The 19,255-nt window shown below is 47.4% G+C and carries 15 protein-coding genes and 2 rRNA genes; 1 reads left to right on the forward strand and 16 read right to left on the reverse strand.

What is annotated here, in order from left to right:
- Nucleotides 1–89: 89 nt before the first annotated feature.
- The 3 genes from QFZ77_RS35390 to QFZ77_RS35400 form a co-directional block, all read right to left on the reverse strand.
- A 23S ribosomal RNA gene (locus QFZ77_RS35390) occupies nt 90–3,007 on the reverse strand.
- Between the two features lie 292 nt (nt 3,008–3,299).
- A 16S ribosomal RNA gene (locus QFZ77_RS35395) occupies nt 3,300–4,841 on the reverse strand.
- The 16S and 23S rRNA genes sit together here, the layout of an rRNA operon.
- A 375-nt stretch (nt 4,842–5,216) precedes the next feature.
- Complete coding sequence (locus tag QFZ77_RS35400) at nt 5,217–6,086, reverse strand: nucleotidyltransferase-like protein (protein WP_307447969.1); 870 nt, start codon at nt 6,084–6,086, stop codon at nt 5,217–5,219.
- A 124-nt stretch (nt 6,087–6,210) separates the two neighbouring features.
- Between QFZ77_RS35400 and QFZ77_RS35405 the strand changes: the two genes are divergently transcribed.
- Nucleotides 6,211–6,615 (forward strand): YgzB family protein, encoded by a 405-nt coding sequence (locus QFZ77_RS35405; protein ID WP_307447972.1) that lies wholly within the window; start codon nt 6,211–6,213, stop codon nt 6,613–6,615.
- Nucleotides 6,616–6,662: 47 nt separating this feature from the next.
- Here the strand turns inward: QFZ77_RS35405 and QFZ77_RS35410 are convergent, their stop codons facing one another.
- The 13 genes from QFZ77_RS35410 to QFZ77_RS35470 form a co-directional block, all read right to left on the reverse strand.
- Nucleotides 6,663–8,399: a glycosyl hydrolase family 18 protein gene (locus QFZ77_RS35410; protein ID WP_307447976.1), complete on the reverse strand. Its 1,737-nt coding sequence runs from the start codon at nt 8,397–8,399 to the stop codon at nt 6,663–6,665.
- 124 nt (nt 8,400–8,523) lie between these two features.
- A complete protein-coding gene (locus tag QFZ77_RS35415; protein WP_373462701.1) occupies nt 8,524–8,904 on the reverse strand; it encodes a Fur family transcriptional regulator in 381 nt (126 codons plus the stop codon).
- 155 nt (nt 8,905–9,059) lie between these two features.
- Nucleotides 9,060–9,638 carry a DUF6677 family protein gene (locus QFZ77_RS35420; RefSeq protein WP_307447979.1) on the reverse strand — a complete coding sequence of 193 codons (579 nt, stop codon included), beginning with the start codon at nt 9,636–9,638 and terminating at the stop codon, nt 9,060–9,062.
- Between the two features lie 64 nt (nt 9,639–9,702).
- On the reverse strand, nt 9,703–10,011 hold the full coding sequence (locus QFZ77_RS35425; RefSeq protein WP_307447982.1) for a hypothetical protein: 309 nt from the start codon (nt 10,009–10,011) through the stop codon (nt 9,703–9,705).
- A complete protein-coding gene (locus QFZ77_RS35430; protein WP_307447985.1) occupies nt 9,962–10,564 on the reverse strand; it encodes an RNA polymerase sigma factor in 603 nt (200 codons plus the stop codon). The genes QFZ77_RS35425 and QFZ77_RS35430 overlap by 50 nt, the downstream gene beginning before the upstream one ends.
- Before the next feature lie 61 nt (nt 10,565–10,625).
- Nucleotides 10,626–11,333, reverse strand: coding sequence for an MgtC/SapB family protein (locus QFZ77_RS35435; RefSeq protein WP_307447989.1), 708 nt, complete (start codon nt 11,331–11,333; stop codon nt 10,626–10,628).
- A 75-nt stretch (nt 11,334–11,408) separates the two neighbouring features.
- On the reverse strand, nt 11,409–11,891 hold the full coding sequence (locus tag QFZ77_RS35440) for a GNAT family N-acetyltransferase (RefSeq protein ID WP_307447992.1): 483 nt from the start codon (nt 11,889–11,891) through the stop codon (nt 11,409–11,411).
- Between the two features lie 84 nt (nt 11,892–11,975).
- Nucleotides 11,976–13,427, reverse strand: a complete 1,452-nt coding sequence (gatB, locus tag QFZ77_RS35445) for an Asp-tRNA(Asn)/Glu-tRNA(Gln) amidotransferase subunit GatB (protein WP_307450069.1) — start codon at nt 13,425–13,427, stop codon at nt 11,976–11,978.
- Between the two features lie 33 nt (nt 13,428–13,460).
- Nucleotides 13,461–14,918 carry an Asp-tRNA(Asn)/Glu-tRNA(Gln) amidotransferase subunit GatA gene (gene gatA, locus QFZ77_RS35450; protein ID WP_307447994.1) on the reverse strand — a complete coding sequence of 486 codons (1,458 nt, stop codon included), beginning with the start codon at nt 14,916–14,918 and terminating at the stop codon, nt 13,461–13,463.
- 28 nt (nt 14,919–14,946) lie between these two features.
- Nucleotides 14,947–15,234 carry an Asp-tRNA(Asn)/Glu-tRNA(Gln) amidotransferase subunit GatC gene (gene gatC / locus QFZ77_RS35455; RefSeq protein ID WP_307447997.1) on the reverse strand — a complete coding sequence of 96 codons (288 nt, stop codon included), beginning with the start codon at nt 15,232–15,234 and terminating at the stop codon, nt 14,947–14,949.
- A gap of 113 nt (nt 15,235–15,347) precedes the next feature.
- Nucleotides 15,348–16,703 carry a TolC family protein gene (locus tag QFZ77_RS35460; RefSeq protein WP_307448000.1) on the reverse strand — a complete coding sequence of 452 codons (1,356 nt, stop codon included), beginning with the start codon at nt 16,701–16,703 and terminating at the stop codon, nt 15,348–15,350.
- Nucleotides 16,704–16,727: 24 nt separating this feature from the next.
- Nucleotides 16,728–17,945, reverse strand: coding sequence for an ABC transporter permease (locus QFZ77_RS35465; protein ID WP_307448002.1), 1,218 nt, complete (start codon nt 17,943–17,945; stop codon nt 16,728–16,730).
- Nucleotides 17,946–17,953: 8 nt separating this feature from the next.
- Nucleotides 17,954–19,228, reverse strand: coding sequence for an HlyD family secretion protein (locus tag QFZ77_RS35470; RefSeq protein ID WP_307448010.1), 1,275 nt, complete (start codon nt 19,226–19,228; stop codon nt 17,954–17,956).
- Between the last annotated feature and the right edge of the window lie 27 nt (nt 19,229–19,255).

The following is a 19,255-nucleotide window of genomic DNA, read 5'->3' on the forward strand; positions in this document are numbered from 1 at the left end:
AGATACGAAACTTGCGTAAAGGTAGAGCTCTTAGGTTTTCTTTCTGGGCGAATCTGAGAGACTTTGACTTTCGTCAAAGATCCCTATATTAGGTTAAGCCCTCGACCGATTAGTATTCGTCAGCTGCATACATTGCTGCACTTCCACCTCGAACCTATCAACCTCGTCGTCTACAAGGGGTCTTACATACTGGGAAATCTCATCTTGAGGGGGGCTTCGCGCTTAGATGCTTTCAGCGCTTATCCCCTCCGTACATAGCTACCCAGCGATGCCTCTGGCGAGACAACTGGTACACCAGCGGTACGTCCATCCCGGTCCTCTCGTACTAAGGACAGCTCCTCTCAAATTTCCTACGCCCGCGACAGATAGGGACCGAACTGTCTCACGACGTTCTGAACCCAGCTCGCGTACCGCTTTAATGGGCGAACAGCCCAACCCTTGGGACCTACTTCAGCCCCAGGATGCGATGAGCCGACATCGAGGTGCCAAACCTCCCCGTCGATGTGGACTCTTGGGGGAGATAAGCCTGTTATCCCCAGGGTAGCTTTTATCCGTTGAGCGATGGCCCTTCCATTCGGTACCACCGGATCACTAAGTCCGACTTTCGTCCCTGCTCGACTTGTAGGTCTCGCAGTCAAGCTCCCTTATGCCTTTGCACTCTGCGAATGATTTCCAACCATTCTGAGGGAACCTTTAAACGCCTCCGTTACATTTTAGGAGGCGACCGCCCCAGTCAAACTGCCCACCTGACACTGTCCCCATACCGGATCACGGTACCAGGTTAGAACTCCGATACGATCAGGGTGGTATCCCAACGATGCCTCCACCCAAGCTGGCGCTCAGGCTTCAAAGGCTCCCACCTATCCTGTACAGATCGTACCAAAGTCCAATATCAAGCTGCAGTAAAGCTCCATGGGGTCTTTCCGTCTTGTCGCGGGTAACCTGCATCTTCACAGGTATTAAAATTTCACCGGATCTCTCGTTGAGACAGCGCCCAAGTCGTTACGCCATTCGTGCGGGTCAGAATTTACCTGACAAGGAATTTCGCTACCTTAGGACCGTTATAGTTACGGCCGCCGTTTACTGGGGCTTCAATTCATAGCTTCGGGGTTGCCCCCTAACCACTCCTCTTAACCTTCCAGCACCGGGCAGGCGTCAGCCCGTATACTTCGCCTTGCGGCTTCGCACAGACCTGTGTTTTTGCTAAACAGTCGCTTGGGCCTTTTCACTGCGGCCCCCTCGGGCTATTCACCCTACCGAGGCACCCCTTCTCCCGAAGTTACGGGGTCATTTTGCCGAGTTCCTTAACGAGAGTTCTTCCGCGCGCCTTAGAATTCTCTTCTCACCCACCTGTGTCGGTTTGCGGTACGGGCACCTTCGCCTGGCTAGAAGCTTTTCTTGGCAGTGTGAACTCATGACCTTCGGTACTTAAAGTTTCCCTCCCCATCACAGCCCAGCCTTACGATGTGCGGATTTGCCTACACATCAGCCTCACTGCTTGGACGAGCATCCATCAGCTCGCGTCACTATCCTTCTGCGTCACTCCATTGCTCATAACGGCTACGGTGGTACAGGAATTTCCACCTGTTGTCCATCGACTACGCCTTTCGGCCTCGCCTTAGGTCCCGACTTACCCTGAGCGGACGAGCCTTCCTCAGGAACCCTTAGGTTTTCGGCGGATCAGATTCTCACTGATCTTTTCGTTACTTATACCGGCATTCTCACTTGTATGCGCTCCACCTGTCCTTACGGTCAGAATTCAACGTACATACAACGCTCCCCTACCCATGCACTAAAGTGCAAGCCATAGCTTCGGTGGCGTGTTTAGCCCCGTTACATTTTCGGCGCAGAGTCACTCGACCAGTGAGCTATTACGCACTCTTTCAATGGTGGCTGCTTCTAAGCCAACATCCTGGTTGTCTGTGCAACTCCACATCCTTTCCCACTTAACACACACTTGGGGACCTTAGCTGATGGTCTGGGCTGTTTCCCTTTTGACAATGGATCTTAGCACTCACTGTCTGACTCCCGGATTTAAGTTTGTGGCATTCAGAGTTTGACTGGACTTGGTAACCCTTGGCGGGCCCCGCACCCAATCAGTGCTTTACCTCCACAACTCAACATCCGAGGCTAGCCCTAAAGCTATTTCGGGGAGAACCAGCTATCTCCGAGTTCGATTGGAATTTCTCCGCTACCCCCACCTCATCCCCGCATTTTTCAACATGCGTGGGTTCGGGCCTCCAGTGAGTGTTACCTCACCTTCACCCTGGACAGGGGTAGATCACACGGTTTCGGGTCTACGTCCACGTACTAAAGCGCCCTATTCAGACTCGCTTTCGCTGCGGCTCCGCCTTTTCAGCTTAACCTCGCACGGGAACGTAACTCGCCGGTTCATTCTACAAAAGGCACGCCATCACCCATATAGAGGGCTCTGACTTTTTGTAAGCACACGGTTTCAGGTTCTTTTTCACTCCGCTTCCGCGGTGCTTTTCACCTTTCCCTCACGGTACTGCTTCACTATCGGTCACTAGGGAGTATTTAGCCTTGGCAGATGGTCCTGCCGGATTCCGACGGGGTTTCACGTGACCCGCCGTACTCAGGATACCTCTAGGGGTTTCGTTCGATTTTGGCTACAGGGCTTTTACCTTCTATGCCGGACCTTTCCAGATCGCTTCGCCTACCGAACTAACCCCACAACGAGGTCCTACAACCCCAAGGAGCAAGCTCCTTGGTTTGGGCTATTCCGCTTTCGCTCGCCGCTACTGACGGAATCACTTTTGTTTTCTTTTCCTCCAGGTACTTAGATGTTTCAGTTCCCTGGGTATGCCTCTACTATTGCTATGTATTCACAATAGAGTAACTGCGCATTACCACAGCTGGGTTCCCCCATTCGGACATCCCCGGATCAAAGCCTGCTTACGGCTCCCCGAGGCATTTCGTCGTTCGCCACGTCCTTCTTCGGCTCCTAGTGCCTAGGCATCCTCCGTGTGCTCTTTCTAGCTTAACCTAGAAAAAACTTTAAAGATTTTTGCATGATCCAAAAGAATCACACAACCTAAGTTCTTACTTTACGTTTTGTTTCGTTATCTAGTTTTCAAGGAACAATGTGATGCTCTTCGCTCCGCTTCTCAGCGGCGGAATAACATCTTAACATCTCTTCTATACGTCAGCAACACGTAAATGTTACCAGCACAAAAGTGATGTTTGAAAGAGGCTTGCTCTTTCAAAACTGAACACGAGTGAGTAAGCAATTTGTGCTTTCGCACTTGACTGGATCTATCAGATCCGAGTCTCCATAGAAAGGAGGTGATCCAGCCGCACCTTCCGATACGGCTACCTTGTTACGACTTCACCCCAATCATCTACCCCACCTTCGGCGGCTGGCTCCCTTACGGGTTACCCCACCGACTTCGGGTGTTGTAAACTCTCGTGGTGTGACGGGCGGTGTGTACAAGACCCGGGAACGTATTCACCGCGGCATGCTGATCCGCGATTACTAGCAATTCCGACTTCATGCAGGCGAGTTGCAGCCTGCAATCCGAACTGAGATCGGCTTATAAGGATTGGCTCCACCTCGCGGCTTCGCTTCCCGTTGTACCGACCATTGTAGTACGTGTGTAGCCCAGGTCATAAGGGGCATGATGATTTGACGTCATCCCCACCTTCCTCCGGTTTGTCACCGGCAGTCATCTTAGAGTGCCCACCCGAAGTGCTGGCAACTAAGATCAAGGGTTGCGCTCGTTGCGGGACTTAACCCAACATCTCACGACACGAGCTGACGACAACCATGCACCACCTGTCTCCTCTGTCCCGAAGGCCTACGATATCTCTACCGTATTCAGAGGGATGTCAAGACCTGGTAAGGTTCTTCGCGTTGCTTCGAATTAAACCACATACTCCACTGCTTGTGCGGGTCCCCGTCAATTCCTTTGAGTTTCACTCTTGCGAGCGTACTCCCCAGGCGGCATACTTACTGTGTTAACTTCGGCACCGAGGAATCGAATCCCCGACACCTAGTATGCATCGTTTACGGCGTGGACTACCAGGGTATCTAATCCTGTTTGCTCCCCACGCTTTCGCGCCTCAGCGTCAGTTATAGGCCAGAAAGTCGCCTTCGCCACTGGTGTTCCTCCACATCTCTACGCATTTCACCGCTACACGTGGAATTCCACTTTCCTCTCCTACACTCAAGTCAACCAGTTTTGGATGCGAACCGGGGTTGAGCCCCGGGCTTAAACACCCAACTTAATTAACCGCCTGCGCGCGCTTTACGCCCAATAATTCCGGACAACGCTTGCCCCCTACGTATTACCGCGGCTGCTGGCACGTAGTTAGCCGGGGCTTTCTTCTCCTATACCGTCACACAAAGAGCAGTTACTCTCCTTGCTGTTCGTCTAGGGCAACAGAGCTTTACGATCCGAAAACCTTCATCACTCACGCGGCGTTGCTCCGTCAGACTTGCGTCCATTGCGGAAGATTCCCTACTGCTGCCTCCCGTAGGAGTCTGGGCCGTGTCTCAGTCCCAGTGTGGCCGTTCACCCTCTCAGGTCGGCTACGCATCGTCGCCTTGGTAGGCCGTTACCCTACCAACTAGCTAATGCGCCGCAGGCCCATCTATAAGCCACAGATTGCTCCGTGTTTCATAATTCTCTCATGCGAGAAAACCAGTTATCCGGTCTTAGCTATCGTTTCCGATAGTTATCCCGATCTTATAGGCAGGTTACCTACGTGTTACTCACCCGTCCGCCGCTAACTTATCCCGAAGGATAAGTCCGCTCGACTTGCATGTATTAGGCACGCCGCCAGCGTTCGTCCTGAGCCAGGATCAAACTCTCCATAATAGTAAAACTATCTGAAAGCTTAATTGCTCATTTGCGTTGCTAGCGAGATTTTGCAATCTCTTTTTTGAACGATTTCTCGTTCGTGCTTACTCACTCGTTGTTCAGTTTTCAAAGATCAATTTCTTTCGTATTTCTGCGTCATCCGTTTAGCGGCGACTTTTATAATATATCACATCTAGGCTACTTAATGCAAGCTTTTTTTATTTTTCTTTTTTCATACTTCGCTTACATCTTGGTATTGCGTTGGCTTTCGAATGCGAACCGTTTTTAGCGGCGAGAGTTAATTTATCATAGAATCACAATCAAAGTCAAGCAATAAAATAAGAATAAAAAAAGAACCAGAATAATACCTGATTCTTCATGGGTCTGGATCAATTAAACACTCGTATATCTTAACTCGATTTCTGAATTCTCTTCATCAATGATAACGGCTACTTCTTTAATCAATCCTTTTTTGACAAGTTTATTCAACAGTAATGGAAGCTCTGCCCTAAGCTCAACTAATTGAGAATGCTGTTGCAGTTCATCCGTGCTCAATGGTTGTTCATTTTCTCTTAGGATTTGAATAAACGCCTCACAGCAACGTTCTATTTTCGACATAACTGAAAACTCACAGGCGAGTAGAACCAGCTGAACTCTTTGTTTCAACGTCTCCTTACTCATTGTCAGTTCCTCATATAGTTTATACACGCCAGGATTAATTGCACGGATCTGCCTCCATACGGTGATTTCCGGGTGATAGCCATCTTCGATAATAACAATGCGAGCCCAGTGATGAAGCGCTTCAAGAATGTTATTGTACGCATCTAACAAATGCTCATCTAAAATGTATTCCTTGCTCTGAAGATATTTACGTAGAAAATGGGAGAATTCAACAAGTAGTTTGTGCTCACGTAAGTCCCCCGGAAACTCGAGTATTCGGTGACGCAAGCCTTCTAAATAAGTGTTCTGATCCAGAAGTATCTCCCCTTTTAGCAGCCAGTGAAGGATATTTCGGTTGACGCCATGACGTATCCATTGCTCTATGGAAGACGGATCTACCCATCTTTCTTGTATCCTCGAATCGTCTCTTATATAATTAGTCGTATGATTGTTCAGGCTCAGGTCGTTCGTAACTATAAGAAGTAGCGTATCAAAACCATCCGTCAGTGAAGGAAGTTGCTTAGGATTATCTACCGCCACGACACTAATGATCCTCTGGTCATTTCGGAACTTAAGCAAAAACTGCTCTTTATCGATTCCCATGGGTATCCGAAGCTCCTGTCTCCAAATTGTTTATATCTATTTCTACATTGTAGAAGGAGTTTCCTGCTGATTTCTGTGACAATTCATACAAACAAGATAGCAATTGAATGGGGAGGAACAACGCGTGCGTTTCAGATCAAGTAAAGTAAATGAATTCCGCTTATGGGGTCTCGCCATGACCATGGGTGGAATGCTGCTTATGATTATAGGACTAGCGGGCATCGTTTTTGACTGGGGGAAGGCTGGGCGAATCATCGCTGTAGTCTTCATGATCATTGGTATGATAAGTATGATGGTTAGCATGGGTATATACTTCTGGGCAGGGATGCTTTCCACATCGGCGACTGTCATTGATTGTCCGGAATGCGGAAGAAGAACGAAGATGCTGGGGAAAACGGATCGCTGTATGTTTTGCAAAACGATTTTAACAGTTGATCCACAATACGAACCAACGGCCGAGAACGAAAAAGCAGCCACACAAGCAATTCAAGTCGAAGTGGACAGAGCTCACGAACATAAGCCTCATTGATCGTAAAATAAAAGCCGCAACCCTCTTGGGTTCGGCTTTTTGTTATCTTATTGCTTAGCTTGTTGCAAATTATCCTGAATGACTTTCCACGTTGTCGGCTGTTCAAAGCCTCTTCTCCACGAGGCCACTCCTGCTAGATCGTACTTCTTCACGAGTTCAAGCCTTGCTTTTATCGATGTTTCATCTTCTAACCAGATACGTATGAGTTTCTCTCCTTCTTTGTACTCCACGTAGTTCTGACCAGTTTCCGCCAAGAAAGTAGGAGTTAGTTTCTTATCTTTAATAATCGTTTGGGCGGCTTCCATCGTTAAAGTTTTGGAGGTAGCTGTCGTTTTACCATTTTTGGTCTCTTCGGTCCACTGGCGCGTATAGAATGGCACACCTAGGACAAGCTTAGATGGCGGCACCTTCTCGCTCCCCAAGAGCTGGGTAACAGAGCGCTCTGTCCATGGCAGCGATGAAACGGAGCCGGATTTGGGGCTAGAAGCCCAGTATTCGTCATAAGCCATCAGCATCATATAGTCAACAACTTCGGCAAGAGCAGGTCTGTCATAAAACATGGACCACATCTCATTCGTTGATTTCGGTGTTACATCGATGGAAACGGCAAGACCTTGTTCATGCATAAAAGGTGTCAATTCGCGGACGAATTGGACCAAATTTTCTTTATCTTTGAGATGCACATTTTCAAAATCAATATTGATGCCCTGCAAATTATACGTTTGTGCAAAGCCGAGCAACTGTTTAATCATTTTCATACGAAGATCATAGGACGACAACGCTTGAGATGTGCGATCAGGTTCAAAGCCGTTGCTAAACAACGCCCAGACCTGATAATTGCGCGTTTGCGCCCATTTTACATAGGAAGCGTCGGCCAAGTTCTTAATGCGCCCCTCACCGTCAGCCAGAGAGAACCAGGTAGGGCTAACAACATGTAAGCCAGGCATCTCGCCAAGCTTGGAAGTGTCGGGATTCTTCGTAATGACGTGCTCCCAAGTCAGATTTAGTTTGCCGTTAAGCGGCTTCCAAGGTACATAAACTGACGTCGGCTCCTGTGCAGGTATGGTTTCTTCATGATCCTCCAAAATATCAGCTTTACGTACAAAGCCTATAGGACCACTCAGCTGCTGTACGCGATACCATTCTCCCTCTACAGCTAGTATTATCACTTGTTCATTGTTTGCAATCGTGGAGACTATCGGTGCTTTTATAGAAGCAAAGGTCCGCAGCTGTGTATCTTCAGTACCTACATGCTTCCCCCACTTGACGAGGTCGCCTTTTTTGAATAAAAGAACTGCACCAGACTTCTCGGACTCCCTTATTTCAAAAGGATACAGCTGCCGAAGAGGTTCTATGGGCACATAAATGTCATTCCCTTTCTTTTCAACAGGAAAAGATAAGGTGATTGGTTTCTCATTCATTAACGCTGAAAGCTCCGTAGTCTTCAACCGTAATACTTTATCATTCGTTGTGATAATAACGGAATCAGTGCCTTTTTCATATATAATCGATGGGTCCATCCACTCCTGTATGAGCTCCAGCGGAAGTTTCAGTCCCTCTTTTTCCCCAATCGCGCTTGTCTTATAGAAATTCCCTTGATAGAAAACCGGTTTGCTTAACTCATGATATTCTAGTTCTACCTTCGTACGGTTCGGCGCTAACTGCTGCCATAAGAACGTAGCTGCACCCGCGGCAAACATTCCAATAAAGAGACCAAATAATAAGAGAATTCTCTTCGTTGATCTTCTGCGTTTCGGTTGCTGATCTGTAGGTGTTGAATGCAAGGTTTCACTTCCTTTATGCGATATATAAAAAGAAAAAAACGTGTTCTCACCTCTCTACATCCGAAAGGTAGGATCACGTTTCATTATACATCATAGGTACAGATAATGAGGAATTCTACTTAAGTTAATGCTTGGTAATCCCTGTACAATCCGGGCAAACGCCATAAACCTCTAGTCGATAACCGCCAACTCGGAAGCCTGTTTGCTCAGCAGCGGTAGTCTCGATATCCGAAAGTGGCGGATACTCAAAATCCGAAATCTTCCCACACATATCGCAAACAGCATGATAATGGTCCGTCATATCCGCATCAAAGCGACTCGAGCTGTCTCCATAAGTCAGTTCCCGAACGAGTCCCGATTCAATAAATACTTTAAGATTATTGTAAACAGTCGCAACGCTCATGTTAGGAAATTTCGATTCAAGAGACTTGTAAATGTCATCTGCTGTCGGATGAGTCATGGAGTCCAGCAAAAAGGATAGAATAGCATGCCGCTGCGGCGTCATCCGAACACCTGTTGGTTTTCAACTTAGCTAAAGCCTGTTCTAATTGTGCTGCCATGGTACTCACCACCTGATGTTAGTCATTAAAACCTTACATTATATTGTACGTGTGTTAATTGACTTTTGTCAATGATGGTTGCGCATATAGCACCATTTGGCTATTTATTTTTACGGGAATCTAGTACATACATAGCTAAACCAGCAAGGACGAGGATAACCGATCCAATATACGTGCCCATGAGATCAAAGAGCCCTGTAAACCAACGAGGTTTGTTGCTGAGAAGAAAAAACAATACACCTGCGGCAATGAAAATAACACCAAGATTCGTGCCTTTGATCAGCTTCTGTAAAGGATCTTCACTATCATAGAGGCCAGCTGCAAATTCACCAAGCTCATTGCGCCGATTCACATTATCTGTGGTTTGAAGCGCATCGAATAGATTATAGAAGTAAATCACCGGAATGAACAATGCAAAAAGCGTTACCATTGGGACACTTGTGTCGGTCCGAGACGCGAAAGACGTGATAATAAAAATATCGAGAATGAGAAGCATCATAATAAATAGCCCGCGCTGCATAAGGCCTAAGTAGAAGTGTCCAGTCCCCGGGACAATGAACGATAGTACGCCTGCGACCCATTTGCGTTTTCTTGGAGCAGGATAATAAAGAGGATAGTGTTGAAAAGATGGATTGGGCGAATACTCCGGAATGTGCGGATTGTCGTTTGATTGATTCATGTGATTGCCTCCGATCGAATTTTTTAACACATATGAAAATATAAGTCCTCGATTAGAGGTTTTCTCATAAGGATTGGGATAAATATTGGATATACATTGTTATCTTAGCGATCCCCGAATTTATATGCATTATTTTGTTAATAATCCCTGATTGCATAAGGAGTACAGTTGCTGCTATCGCAACAAAACTGTTCACCCATTGATTCCTTCTGCCAACTTGAGGGTTTTTAGGATTGTCAGGAATTTCAGCAGATTGTACCCTGCGCATCACACGCTCCGTCAGCATTGGGCTTGGTTCGCTAAGCGGCATCTCGTCCAGCAGTTTATTTAGGTATTGCGTGAGCCGAGTGTCTTCCTGATCTTTGGGAATCATCTGCGTTCACCTCCAACCATTTTTCTTTGAGCATCGCTTTTCCCCGATAGAGTCTAGTTTCCAGCGTTTTCATGGGCAGCCCGGTCACCTCAGACATCTCTTGATACGAGAGCTGCTTATAATGGAACAAATACATAATTAATCTATACTTGTCTGGAAGTTCGGAGAGCAGTGCCTGCATGCGCTCCTGCTCATCCTTCAGCATAGCCATTTCCTCGGGCTGCTCACGGGCATCTGTAAACCAGCCCTTCATTTTATCGAGCAGCGCTTCATAGGGCTTACGCTTCTGAGAACGCCGAAAGTCAGTCACTAGATTCGTCGTCATGCGATACAGCCAAGTTGTGAACTTCGCATCACCGCGAAAATGAGCTAAGGAACGAAACAGCTTAACGAACACTTCTTGGGTTAAGTCTTCAGCAGTTTCCTTATGCGGGGCCATGCGGTAAACCAATGTATAGATGTAGCTCTTATGACGTTCTACCAATACACGGTAAGCATCGGAGTGACCTTGACGGACCCGGTCGATCAGCTGCTCATCCGTCATTTTGTCCATGCCTGACTTCCCCCCTTTCTGTTCGTCCAAAAGCTTAGACGCTTCTTATGGGCTGACCCCTTCAATTTTTACTTTTTTCGAGAGTAACGCCGGTAACCCCTTTCATTTGATTGATTTCTTCAAGAACCGTCCCGATAATGGACGGCTTAGGAATGGTGACGTGAAATGTAATTTGAACATGATTCGGTTTATTCTCGTTTTCTTGTTCTTCCATTGAGATCTTACGGATGTCAACTTTCTGTTTACCAAGTAGGGTCGTAATAAGTCCTAGCGTCCCCGGTTGATCAATCGCCTGTATTTTGAGAATACGAATTTTCTTCCCGTTAAAATATTTATGCTCCACTTTATTCAAGATCCATAAGGAGATGAGTACCATGAAACATGCTAGAACAGCCGGGTAATAGAAGCCAGCCCCAATGGCAAGGCCAATCCCCGCAACAACCCAAAGAGAAGCCGCTGTCGTAAGACCCGTAATGGATCTCCCATTAAAGATAATCGTTCCAGCACCTAAGAATCCGATACCGCTAATAACTTGCGCAGCTAAGCGCGAAGGATCAATACGGACGTTCACTTCATTCACAAAGGCACTAAACCCATACATGGAAAGCAACATAACAAGGGCAGAGCCCACACAGACTAAAATATGTGTACGAAGGCCAGCTGCATGACTGCTAACTTCCCTCTCAAACCCGATTAATCCACCAAGAAAAAGTGCCAGAACTAACCGTATAGTGATATGGAGTTGATCAATGACCCAAGGATTGCTCATCGTGTAACCGCTCCCTTTTTTCATACTGATAGCGCCATGTATCACACATGATAGTGAGAACAACTGAAAAAATACTTAGAAGCTGATGGCCGGCCGTTCGAAAGTGGTTAAGCTTATTCCCGGAGGAACTGTGAATACTCGACGCACGGCGAAACCGAAGCTCTCGTATAACTGAATAGCAGGTAAATTCTCGGTTCCGGTGGATACAATAAAACGCGTTGCTCCATTTAACTGTTGATCCATTAGTATATGTTGTAAAAGTGACCTAGCAATCCCACGGCGAAAAAAATTCGGATGGACCATCATGCGGCAGATCGTGACAATGCAGCCTTCTCGGGAGTAGGAAATGGCTCCAGCAAGTGTACTCTCATCATTCTCATGAACGAAAAAGCCATAAAATGTTTCCTCCGCTTCGCGTATAGACTGGATCCCATCCTTCAGTGGCGGGATGTCGTCGAAGCCAATAAGGTCTGCTTCCACACGATAGGATGCGATTTGTAGCGATAACAGGACCAAGATATCCTCGTTGGTTTCCAATAGAAGTTGTTGAATGGACAATCAGAGTCCTCCTCTCAGTGAACTACGCCAATCAATTGAAAAAAAGTGGTGTCCATAAACATCGGATCACCACTTCAGCTTTAATCACTTACTGTTCAGGCACTCCACAATTAATTTGTTGACGAGTCCTGGATTTGCTTTACCTTTGGTTTCTTTCATGACTTGCCCAACTAAGAAGCCCACGGCTTTCTCCTTGCCGGCTTTGAAATCCGCTACCGATTGGGGACTGTTCTCCACTACCTGTTCAACGATGGCCTTGATAGCACCTTCGTCGCTGATTTGTACAAGTCCCTGCTCTTCAACGATCTTTTGCGGCTCTTTGCCGGATTCGATCATTTCCTTGAACACCGTTTTGGCAATTTTGGTGGAGATTGTGCCTTTCTCAATCAGACCAATCATCTCCCCTAAGCCCTTACCCGTGATTTTCACATCGGCAAGTTCGAGGTTATTCGCGTTTAAATATCCGAGCAGATCGCCCATGATCCAGTTCGAGACCGCTTTGGCATCTTGGGTATATTGTAAACTCTCTTCGAAGAAATTTGCCAGCTTCATGGATGAAGTGATTACATCAGCATCATAGCTTGGCAGGCCGAACTCACTGCTGTATCTCGCTTTACGCGCGTCAGGTAATTCAGGGATAGAGGCTTTGACGCTAGCTTTCCAAGCATCGTCGATATGCAGGCTGACTAGATCCGGATCTGGGAAATAGCGATAATCATGCGCATCTTCTTTGCCGCGCATCGATAACGTTTTACCTTGTGCTTCATCCCAGCGGCGGGTTTCTTGCTCGACTTCGTCACCGCTGCGGAGAATTTCGGCTTGGCGATATTCCTCGTACTCGAGTCCTCTTTGGACGCCGCGGAACGAGTTCATGTTCTTCAGTTCGGCTCTCGTGCCGAATTTCTCTTGCCCGTAAGGACGCAAGCTGATGTTAGCGTCACAGCGCAGCGAGCCTTCCTCCATTTTCACATCGGAAACGTCGCAATAGATCATGATCGCTCTGAGCTTCTCCAGATAAGCCCGTGCTTCCTCCGGCGAACGCAGATCAGGTTCGGATACGATTTCAATCAAAGGCGTTCCCGCACGGTTCAAGTCAACAAGAGAAGTGTAACCACCATCAACGTGTGTCAGCTTACCTGCATCTTCCTCCAGGTGAACACGAGTCACGCCAATGCGCTTGCTTACTCCATTCACTTCGATATCGATCCAACCGTTCAACCCGATTGGCTGATCATATTGCGAAGTTTGGTAGGCGTCCGGTGAATCCGGGTAAAAGTAGTTTTTACGGTCAAATTTACTATGTGTAGAAATTGTACAATTGAGCGCCATAGCGGCTTTCATCGCATATTCGACTGCTTGACGGTTAAGTACCGGAAGTACACCCGGGTGACCTAAACAAACCGGACATGTATTCGTATTCGGAGGTGCTCCGAATGAGGTTGCACAACCGCAAAATATTTTGGAAGCGGTATGAAGCTCTACATGAACTTCAAGACCGACTACTGTTTCAAATTGGGTATCTGTTGCCGACAAAATGAATGCCTCCTTCGTTACTCATGAACTATTAACCTACAATTGCGGGCGCTGCTTATGATGATCTGTATGCTGCTCGAAAGTGTGGGCTACACGCAGAAGGGTAGCTTCATCCAACGCTTTGCCGATGACTTGCAGGCCAACGGGAAGTTCGTTCACGAATCCGCAAGGCACGCTAATCGCAGGAATGCCCGCCAAACTGACCGGAATGGTCATGATATCGTTCAAATACATCGTGAGTGGATCACTGCTTTGCTCACCGATTTTGAAAGCAGGTGTCGGAGCCGTAGGTCCGATGATGATGTCGAATTTCTCGAACACTTGATCGAAATCTTGCTTGATCAGGGTGCGGACTTGTTGTGCTTTCAAGTAGTAAGCATCATAGTAGCCTGAGCTTAACGCATAGGTTCCGAGCATGATGCGGCGTTTGACCTCGGGGCCAAAGCCTTCGCTGCGCGACATGTGGTACAAGTCCAGTAAGTTGCGAGCATTGTCCGAACGCACACCGTAGCGCACGCCGTCAAAGCGCGCAAGGTTCGAGGACGCTTCGGAAGAAGCGAGCAAGTAGTAAGCCGCCACAGCATACTCAGTATGAGGCAATGTCACTTCTTCCCATACAGCGCCTAAGCCTTCAAGCACTTTGAGCGCTTCAAGCACTCTCTCTTTGACGGCAGGGTCAATACCATTGCCCATATATTCTTTGGGTACGCCGATGCGCAGACCTTTGATATCACCAGTCAATGCGCTGAGGTAATCAGGGATATCCACTTTCGCAGACGTGGAATCCTTCGGGTCGTAGCCGACGATGGCTTGCAGCAGGTAGGCGGAGTCTTCAACGTTCTTCGTCAGCGGCCCGATCTGGTCGAGTGAGGACGCGAACGCTACTAAGCCATAGCGGGACACAAGTCCGTATGTCGGCTTCAGCCCGACGATACCGCAGTAAGCGGCAGGCTGGCGAATTGAGCCGCCTGTGTCTGAGCCCAGCGCGAAGTACACTTCGCCTGCAGCTACTGCTGCAGCGGAGCCGCCGCTGGAGCCGCCTGGCACGTAATCCGTGTTCCACGGATTGTGGGACGGATGGAAAGCGGAGTTCTCGTTGGAGCCGCCCATGGCGAATTCATCCATGTTTAGCTTGCCGATCGTAACGGTTTGAGCATCCTTGAGCTTGCTAACCACTGTTGCATCATAGATCGGCATGAAATTGGATAAGATTTTGCTTGCACAGGTCGTTTTCAAGCCTTCGGTGACCATGTTATCTTTGATCCCAATCGGAAGGCCGAATAAATGGCCACGTTCATTGCTGCTTGCGAACTGCTCGTCCAACTTGGCGGCGGCTTGTCTAGCGTTCTCTTCATCTAACGTAAGAAAGGCGCGAACCTTGCTTTCCACTTGTTGAATTCTTGTATAGGATTGATCCACGAGATCGGCAACTTTAAGTTCTTTGCCTTGAAGCTTCGCGTGAATTTGCTGTAGGTTTAAATCAAACAAAGACAACGACAGGCACTTCCTTTCATAATGGTTCTTATTCTAAAACAGCTGGGACTTTGAATTGCCCGTCTTCGTGATCGGGTGCGTTCAGCATCACTTTCTCAATAGGAAGCGATGGCTTCGCGACATCCTCACGCATGACGTTGACTAACGGCATGGCATGACTTGTCGGAATGACACCCTCGGTATTCAGTTCATTCAGCTGCTCGGCATATTTTAAAATGGCATTTAGCTGTTCGGTAAATAGTTCTTTCTCGTTATCACTCAGGTCGAGTCTAGCCAACTTCGCAACATGCTCGACATCTGTTTTAGTTATGCTCAAGTTTTCTACACCCCTTTAATTAATCAGCATTTAGTCATTCTTTTCATTATATCCCAGATATTTTACGAACTCAATCCAGAAAAAACCACAATTCAAAAACCACAGCTTTCTTCCTAGCTTGGCTTGGAGGCCTTCGCTAAAAAGAAGCTGTGGTTGAGTTTGCGGTCAAGAATTATTGGATAAAATCCCGTATCCATCGCTTTCGCTTTTTCTTTTAACATGTAATATTTAAGCTTAGCTGCGGCTACGACCGTTTCATTCTGACGGACTTTGATCTCGAATTTATTCAGATCATGCTTGGAGATGACGCCAACGCTATAGCGAAACTTCATTTTAGTCAAATCGGCCTGTACATCATTCAAGTTCCGCTGTTCCGTGAGAACGGTTTGATATGCATTATTGGCATCGTTGTACATCACTTGAATTTTCTTGGTCAGTTCAAGCTTGGTTTGCTCATTTTTCTGACCGTTTATGGCCAGATTAATGCCTTGATACGTTTCACCATATGTGTTCTGGGTAACCGTGTGACCCGTTTCCCATACGGCTTCGTCGATGTTATTACCGGCTGTTTTCATCTGATAGGAAGCCTTCAATAAGGTGGTCGTATCTGTCTCCGAAATGGGATCCACTGAAATGGACTCGATATCCTTGATGACTAGATTAGGGTCGTAGGAAATCCCAATGTCCGTCGAGAGCTGCACAAGCCCCAACCGATAGTTATTAAGCAGCGTTGCGATATCGTCCTTTTGTTTATTGATGGTTTTCTGCACCGTTTGCACATCGTCAAATGATGCTAAACCTTGCTGCGCGAAAAGCTTAGCTTTCAGCAGGTCTTTCTCCATCACAACCTGGTATTCATTCATGAAATCCAGCTGCTTTTTCTGTGCTAATAATTGCACATATTGCGCGATGGTTTGCAAGCGGATGCCCGCCTTAGCTTCATCTGACTGCAGCAGCGAGTTCCGCCCATCCGTCCCGAGCTGATGCGCTGCTGTGCTCATTTGCGCGCGTTGGGAGGATATGATTTTATTCATGCCACCAGCGAGAGCCCCCATCCCCTGCATCATCTGGTTCATCGCATTATTTTGCATGACGGTCCAGGCGATATCGGTTGGGTTTGTTAGGTTAGGCAGCTGAGGATTCCCTGTATTGGTGACCTCTGCAGGAGTGCTCGGTAAATGTCCGGGCGTCATCGAGGCTGAACCCATTTCATTCATTTGCTGTTCCAAATCGCCCTTTTTACTGCCTTGAGCTGCGTATTTTAGCGTTAGCAAGGCAAGGTTATGGGAATCTTTCAGTGCTTTATCCAGCACATATGTCAAATCAACGGAAGATACGGTTTCCAGAACATCCACATTGACGTATACATTTTGATTTGGATCTTGGGCGTAATCGGCGAATACGAGAGTTTGCGTTGTGCTTGAAAGGAATAACAAGGCTGTTGATAAACTTATGAGCGTTTTTTTCAAAAAAATCGCTTCCTTCCTCTTCGGTTATAACGAGATATTCGATCCGGATGGCAGCATAGTTTGCGTGCCCGCAGCGGCATTTGATTTCTTTTTAGAGAAAATAATGAAACGAGTTAACAACATAGCAATGAAATAAGTAAGTACACCGGTCAAAATCAATGAAACGCAATCATGCCAAATGACAGAAAAGTCATTTCCTTTAACAAATACGTTGCGCACGCCATCTAAAAAATAAGTGAGCGGAAGCATATGCCCGAGCACCTGCAGCACTTTAGGCATGGCTTCGAATGGCCAAGTGAACCCCGAAAGCATAAAGGAAGGCACCGCTATTAACATCGCAGTCTGTGTTGCCCCGAGCTGATTGCTCGAGAACAAGCTGATCAGATAACCGATACCGCTGACCGCAAAGGTAAAGCTCACAACGATGGCCAAACCGACAAGCAAACTGCCGCTCATGGGTGCATCAAAGGCATACAAAGCGATGACAAAGGTAACAGCTGTGTTAAAGAAATTGATTAAGAAATAAGGAGCTGTCTTCGCGTAAGCGATGCGCCACGGATTTCTTCTCCATGCCTCGAACCGCTGCCACGTTCCTGCATCTTTCTCGCGAGTGATGGTTAAGGCAATGCCAAGAAACAGTACTTGCTGTAGAATCGCGCCAACAAGCCCGTACAGCATAAAGTCACTATAGTTGAAAGCTGAATTGTACATAATCCGATATCGAAAAGGAATTGGAGAGAGTGTGTTCATCACTTCTTCATTCTGAAGTCCTTGCTTTAGTTGGAGCTTTTTCTGCGAGTACCCCATGCTGAAGGTTGTGATCACTTCGTTAGCTCCTTTGGTAGCCGAGTTCGAAATCATCATGTTACTGCCGTCGATCAATGTAAGCAGCGGCAGCGTTTCGCCATGCTTCAGCTTCGCTTCGAAATTAGAGGGAATGACGAGGCCTACCTTGGCCTCTCCTGATGAAAGCGCCCGTTTCACATCTTCCTCCGAGTGATATTCCTTTTTGATCTGGAACGTTTCACTTTGCTCGAAGGCTTGAATAATTTGACGACTAAGAGGACTTTGGTCTTCATCGATAACAACAGTGGCCATTTCGGTCACTTTATGGTGTAAGTAAATCGATCCGAACAGCACCGTATATAGAATCGGAACGAAGAACAAGATCAGAAAAAGACGTCGGTCCTTCAGAATGTGCTTCCATTCTTCTGTAATTAGCTTGCCAATCCGAAGATCCATCTCCTTCATCATCCTTCCGTTTTACCGATCCATTGCAAGGTCATCCCTGTTGTTGCTGTGTCTGGCAATGTATTCAGTTCGATTTTGATCCCAAACGAACGTATGTCCGTTTCGCCTGAGGTTTGTGTCGCTTTCTTGATTGCAAAATCCGGAGCAGCCGCTACGGTTTTAACTGTACCAACGACTTTCTCGCCCGTTGACAGCATGGTCATGCTGATGTTGTTGCCTACTTTCAGTCCTGCAATAGATGTCTCCGGCAAGTAAAACTTAGCCCAACGTTTCTCCGTCGACTCGACCGAGAGTACGGGGAATCCAGAGCCAACAAGCTCGCCAACCTGTGCTGATTGACTAAGAATAACTCCGTCGATTGGTGCAACCAACTCTGTGTAGCTCAAATAAGTCTCCGCTTCCAGCTGAGCCGCTTTCGCTTGCTGTTCACCGGATTGCGCCGATTGAATTGCACCTTGTGCTTGCTGTACAGCCGCTGCAGCCGCCGCTACATCGCCCTGTCTCACCTGCACGTTTCCGCGATTGGCTTCAGCCAGCTTAAAGGACGCTTGCGCTTGGGCTAGCAAAGCTTCCGCTCCGCGAATTTCTTCCTCACGTGGTCCTTGATTCGCCATGTTTAACTGCTGCTGCGCCAGATCACGTTTCGTTTTCGCTTCTTCGTAGCTCACTTTCACTTTATCCACGTCAGCCTGAGCAACAAGTCCTTGCTCCAGCATCGCATTCATCCGATTCAAGTTTTGTTCAGCAATGTTGTATACTTCGGAAGCCGCCTGGAATTGAATCTCCGCTTGCTTCTTTTCTTCCGGACGCGCCCCATTATGCAGCCCATCAACTTTGGCTTGTGCCGCGCTAACTGCCGCCTTCGCCTGTTCGACTTGCTGTTCGGCTGTATCAGCAGTCACGTTGACACCAGCAATACCCTGCTGCTTCTTCGCTTGAGCTGTCGCGGTAGCTCCTTGCGCCTCTGCGATCTTGCCTTGAGCGAGCGCGACGGCCGCCTTGGCCTGCTCGACTTTAGCTTCAATCTCGGTGCTTTGCAGACGGGCTAGTACTTGCCCTTTTTTCACAACATCCCCTTCTTTCACGAGGATTTCGGTGACTCTTCCGCCCACTTTGAAGCTGGCGCTCACTTCGTTCGATTCAATATAAGCCGTAGGATGCAGTTGGTTAACTGTATCTGATTGGCTAGTTGCCTGTTTGGTTGTTAAAAGAAATGCACTAGTTCCTATGACAATCGCCATTACGGAATAAACCATTGGTCTAATAAAACGCATAATTACCCCTCCATGAAATAAAAATGA

Source organism: Paenibacillus sp. V4I3 (genome assembly GCF_030817215.1).
Classification (GTDB): domain Bacteria; phylum Bacillota; class Bacilli; order Paenibacillales; family NBRC-103111; genus Paenibacillus_E.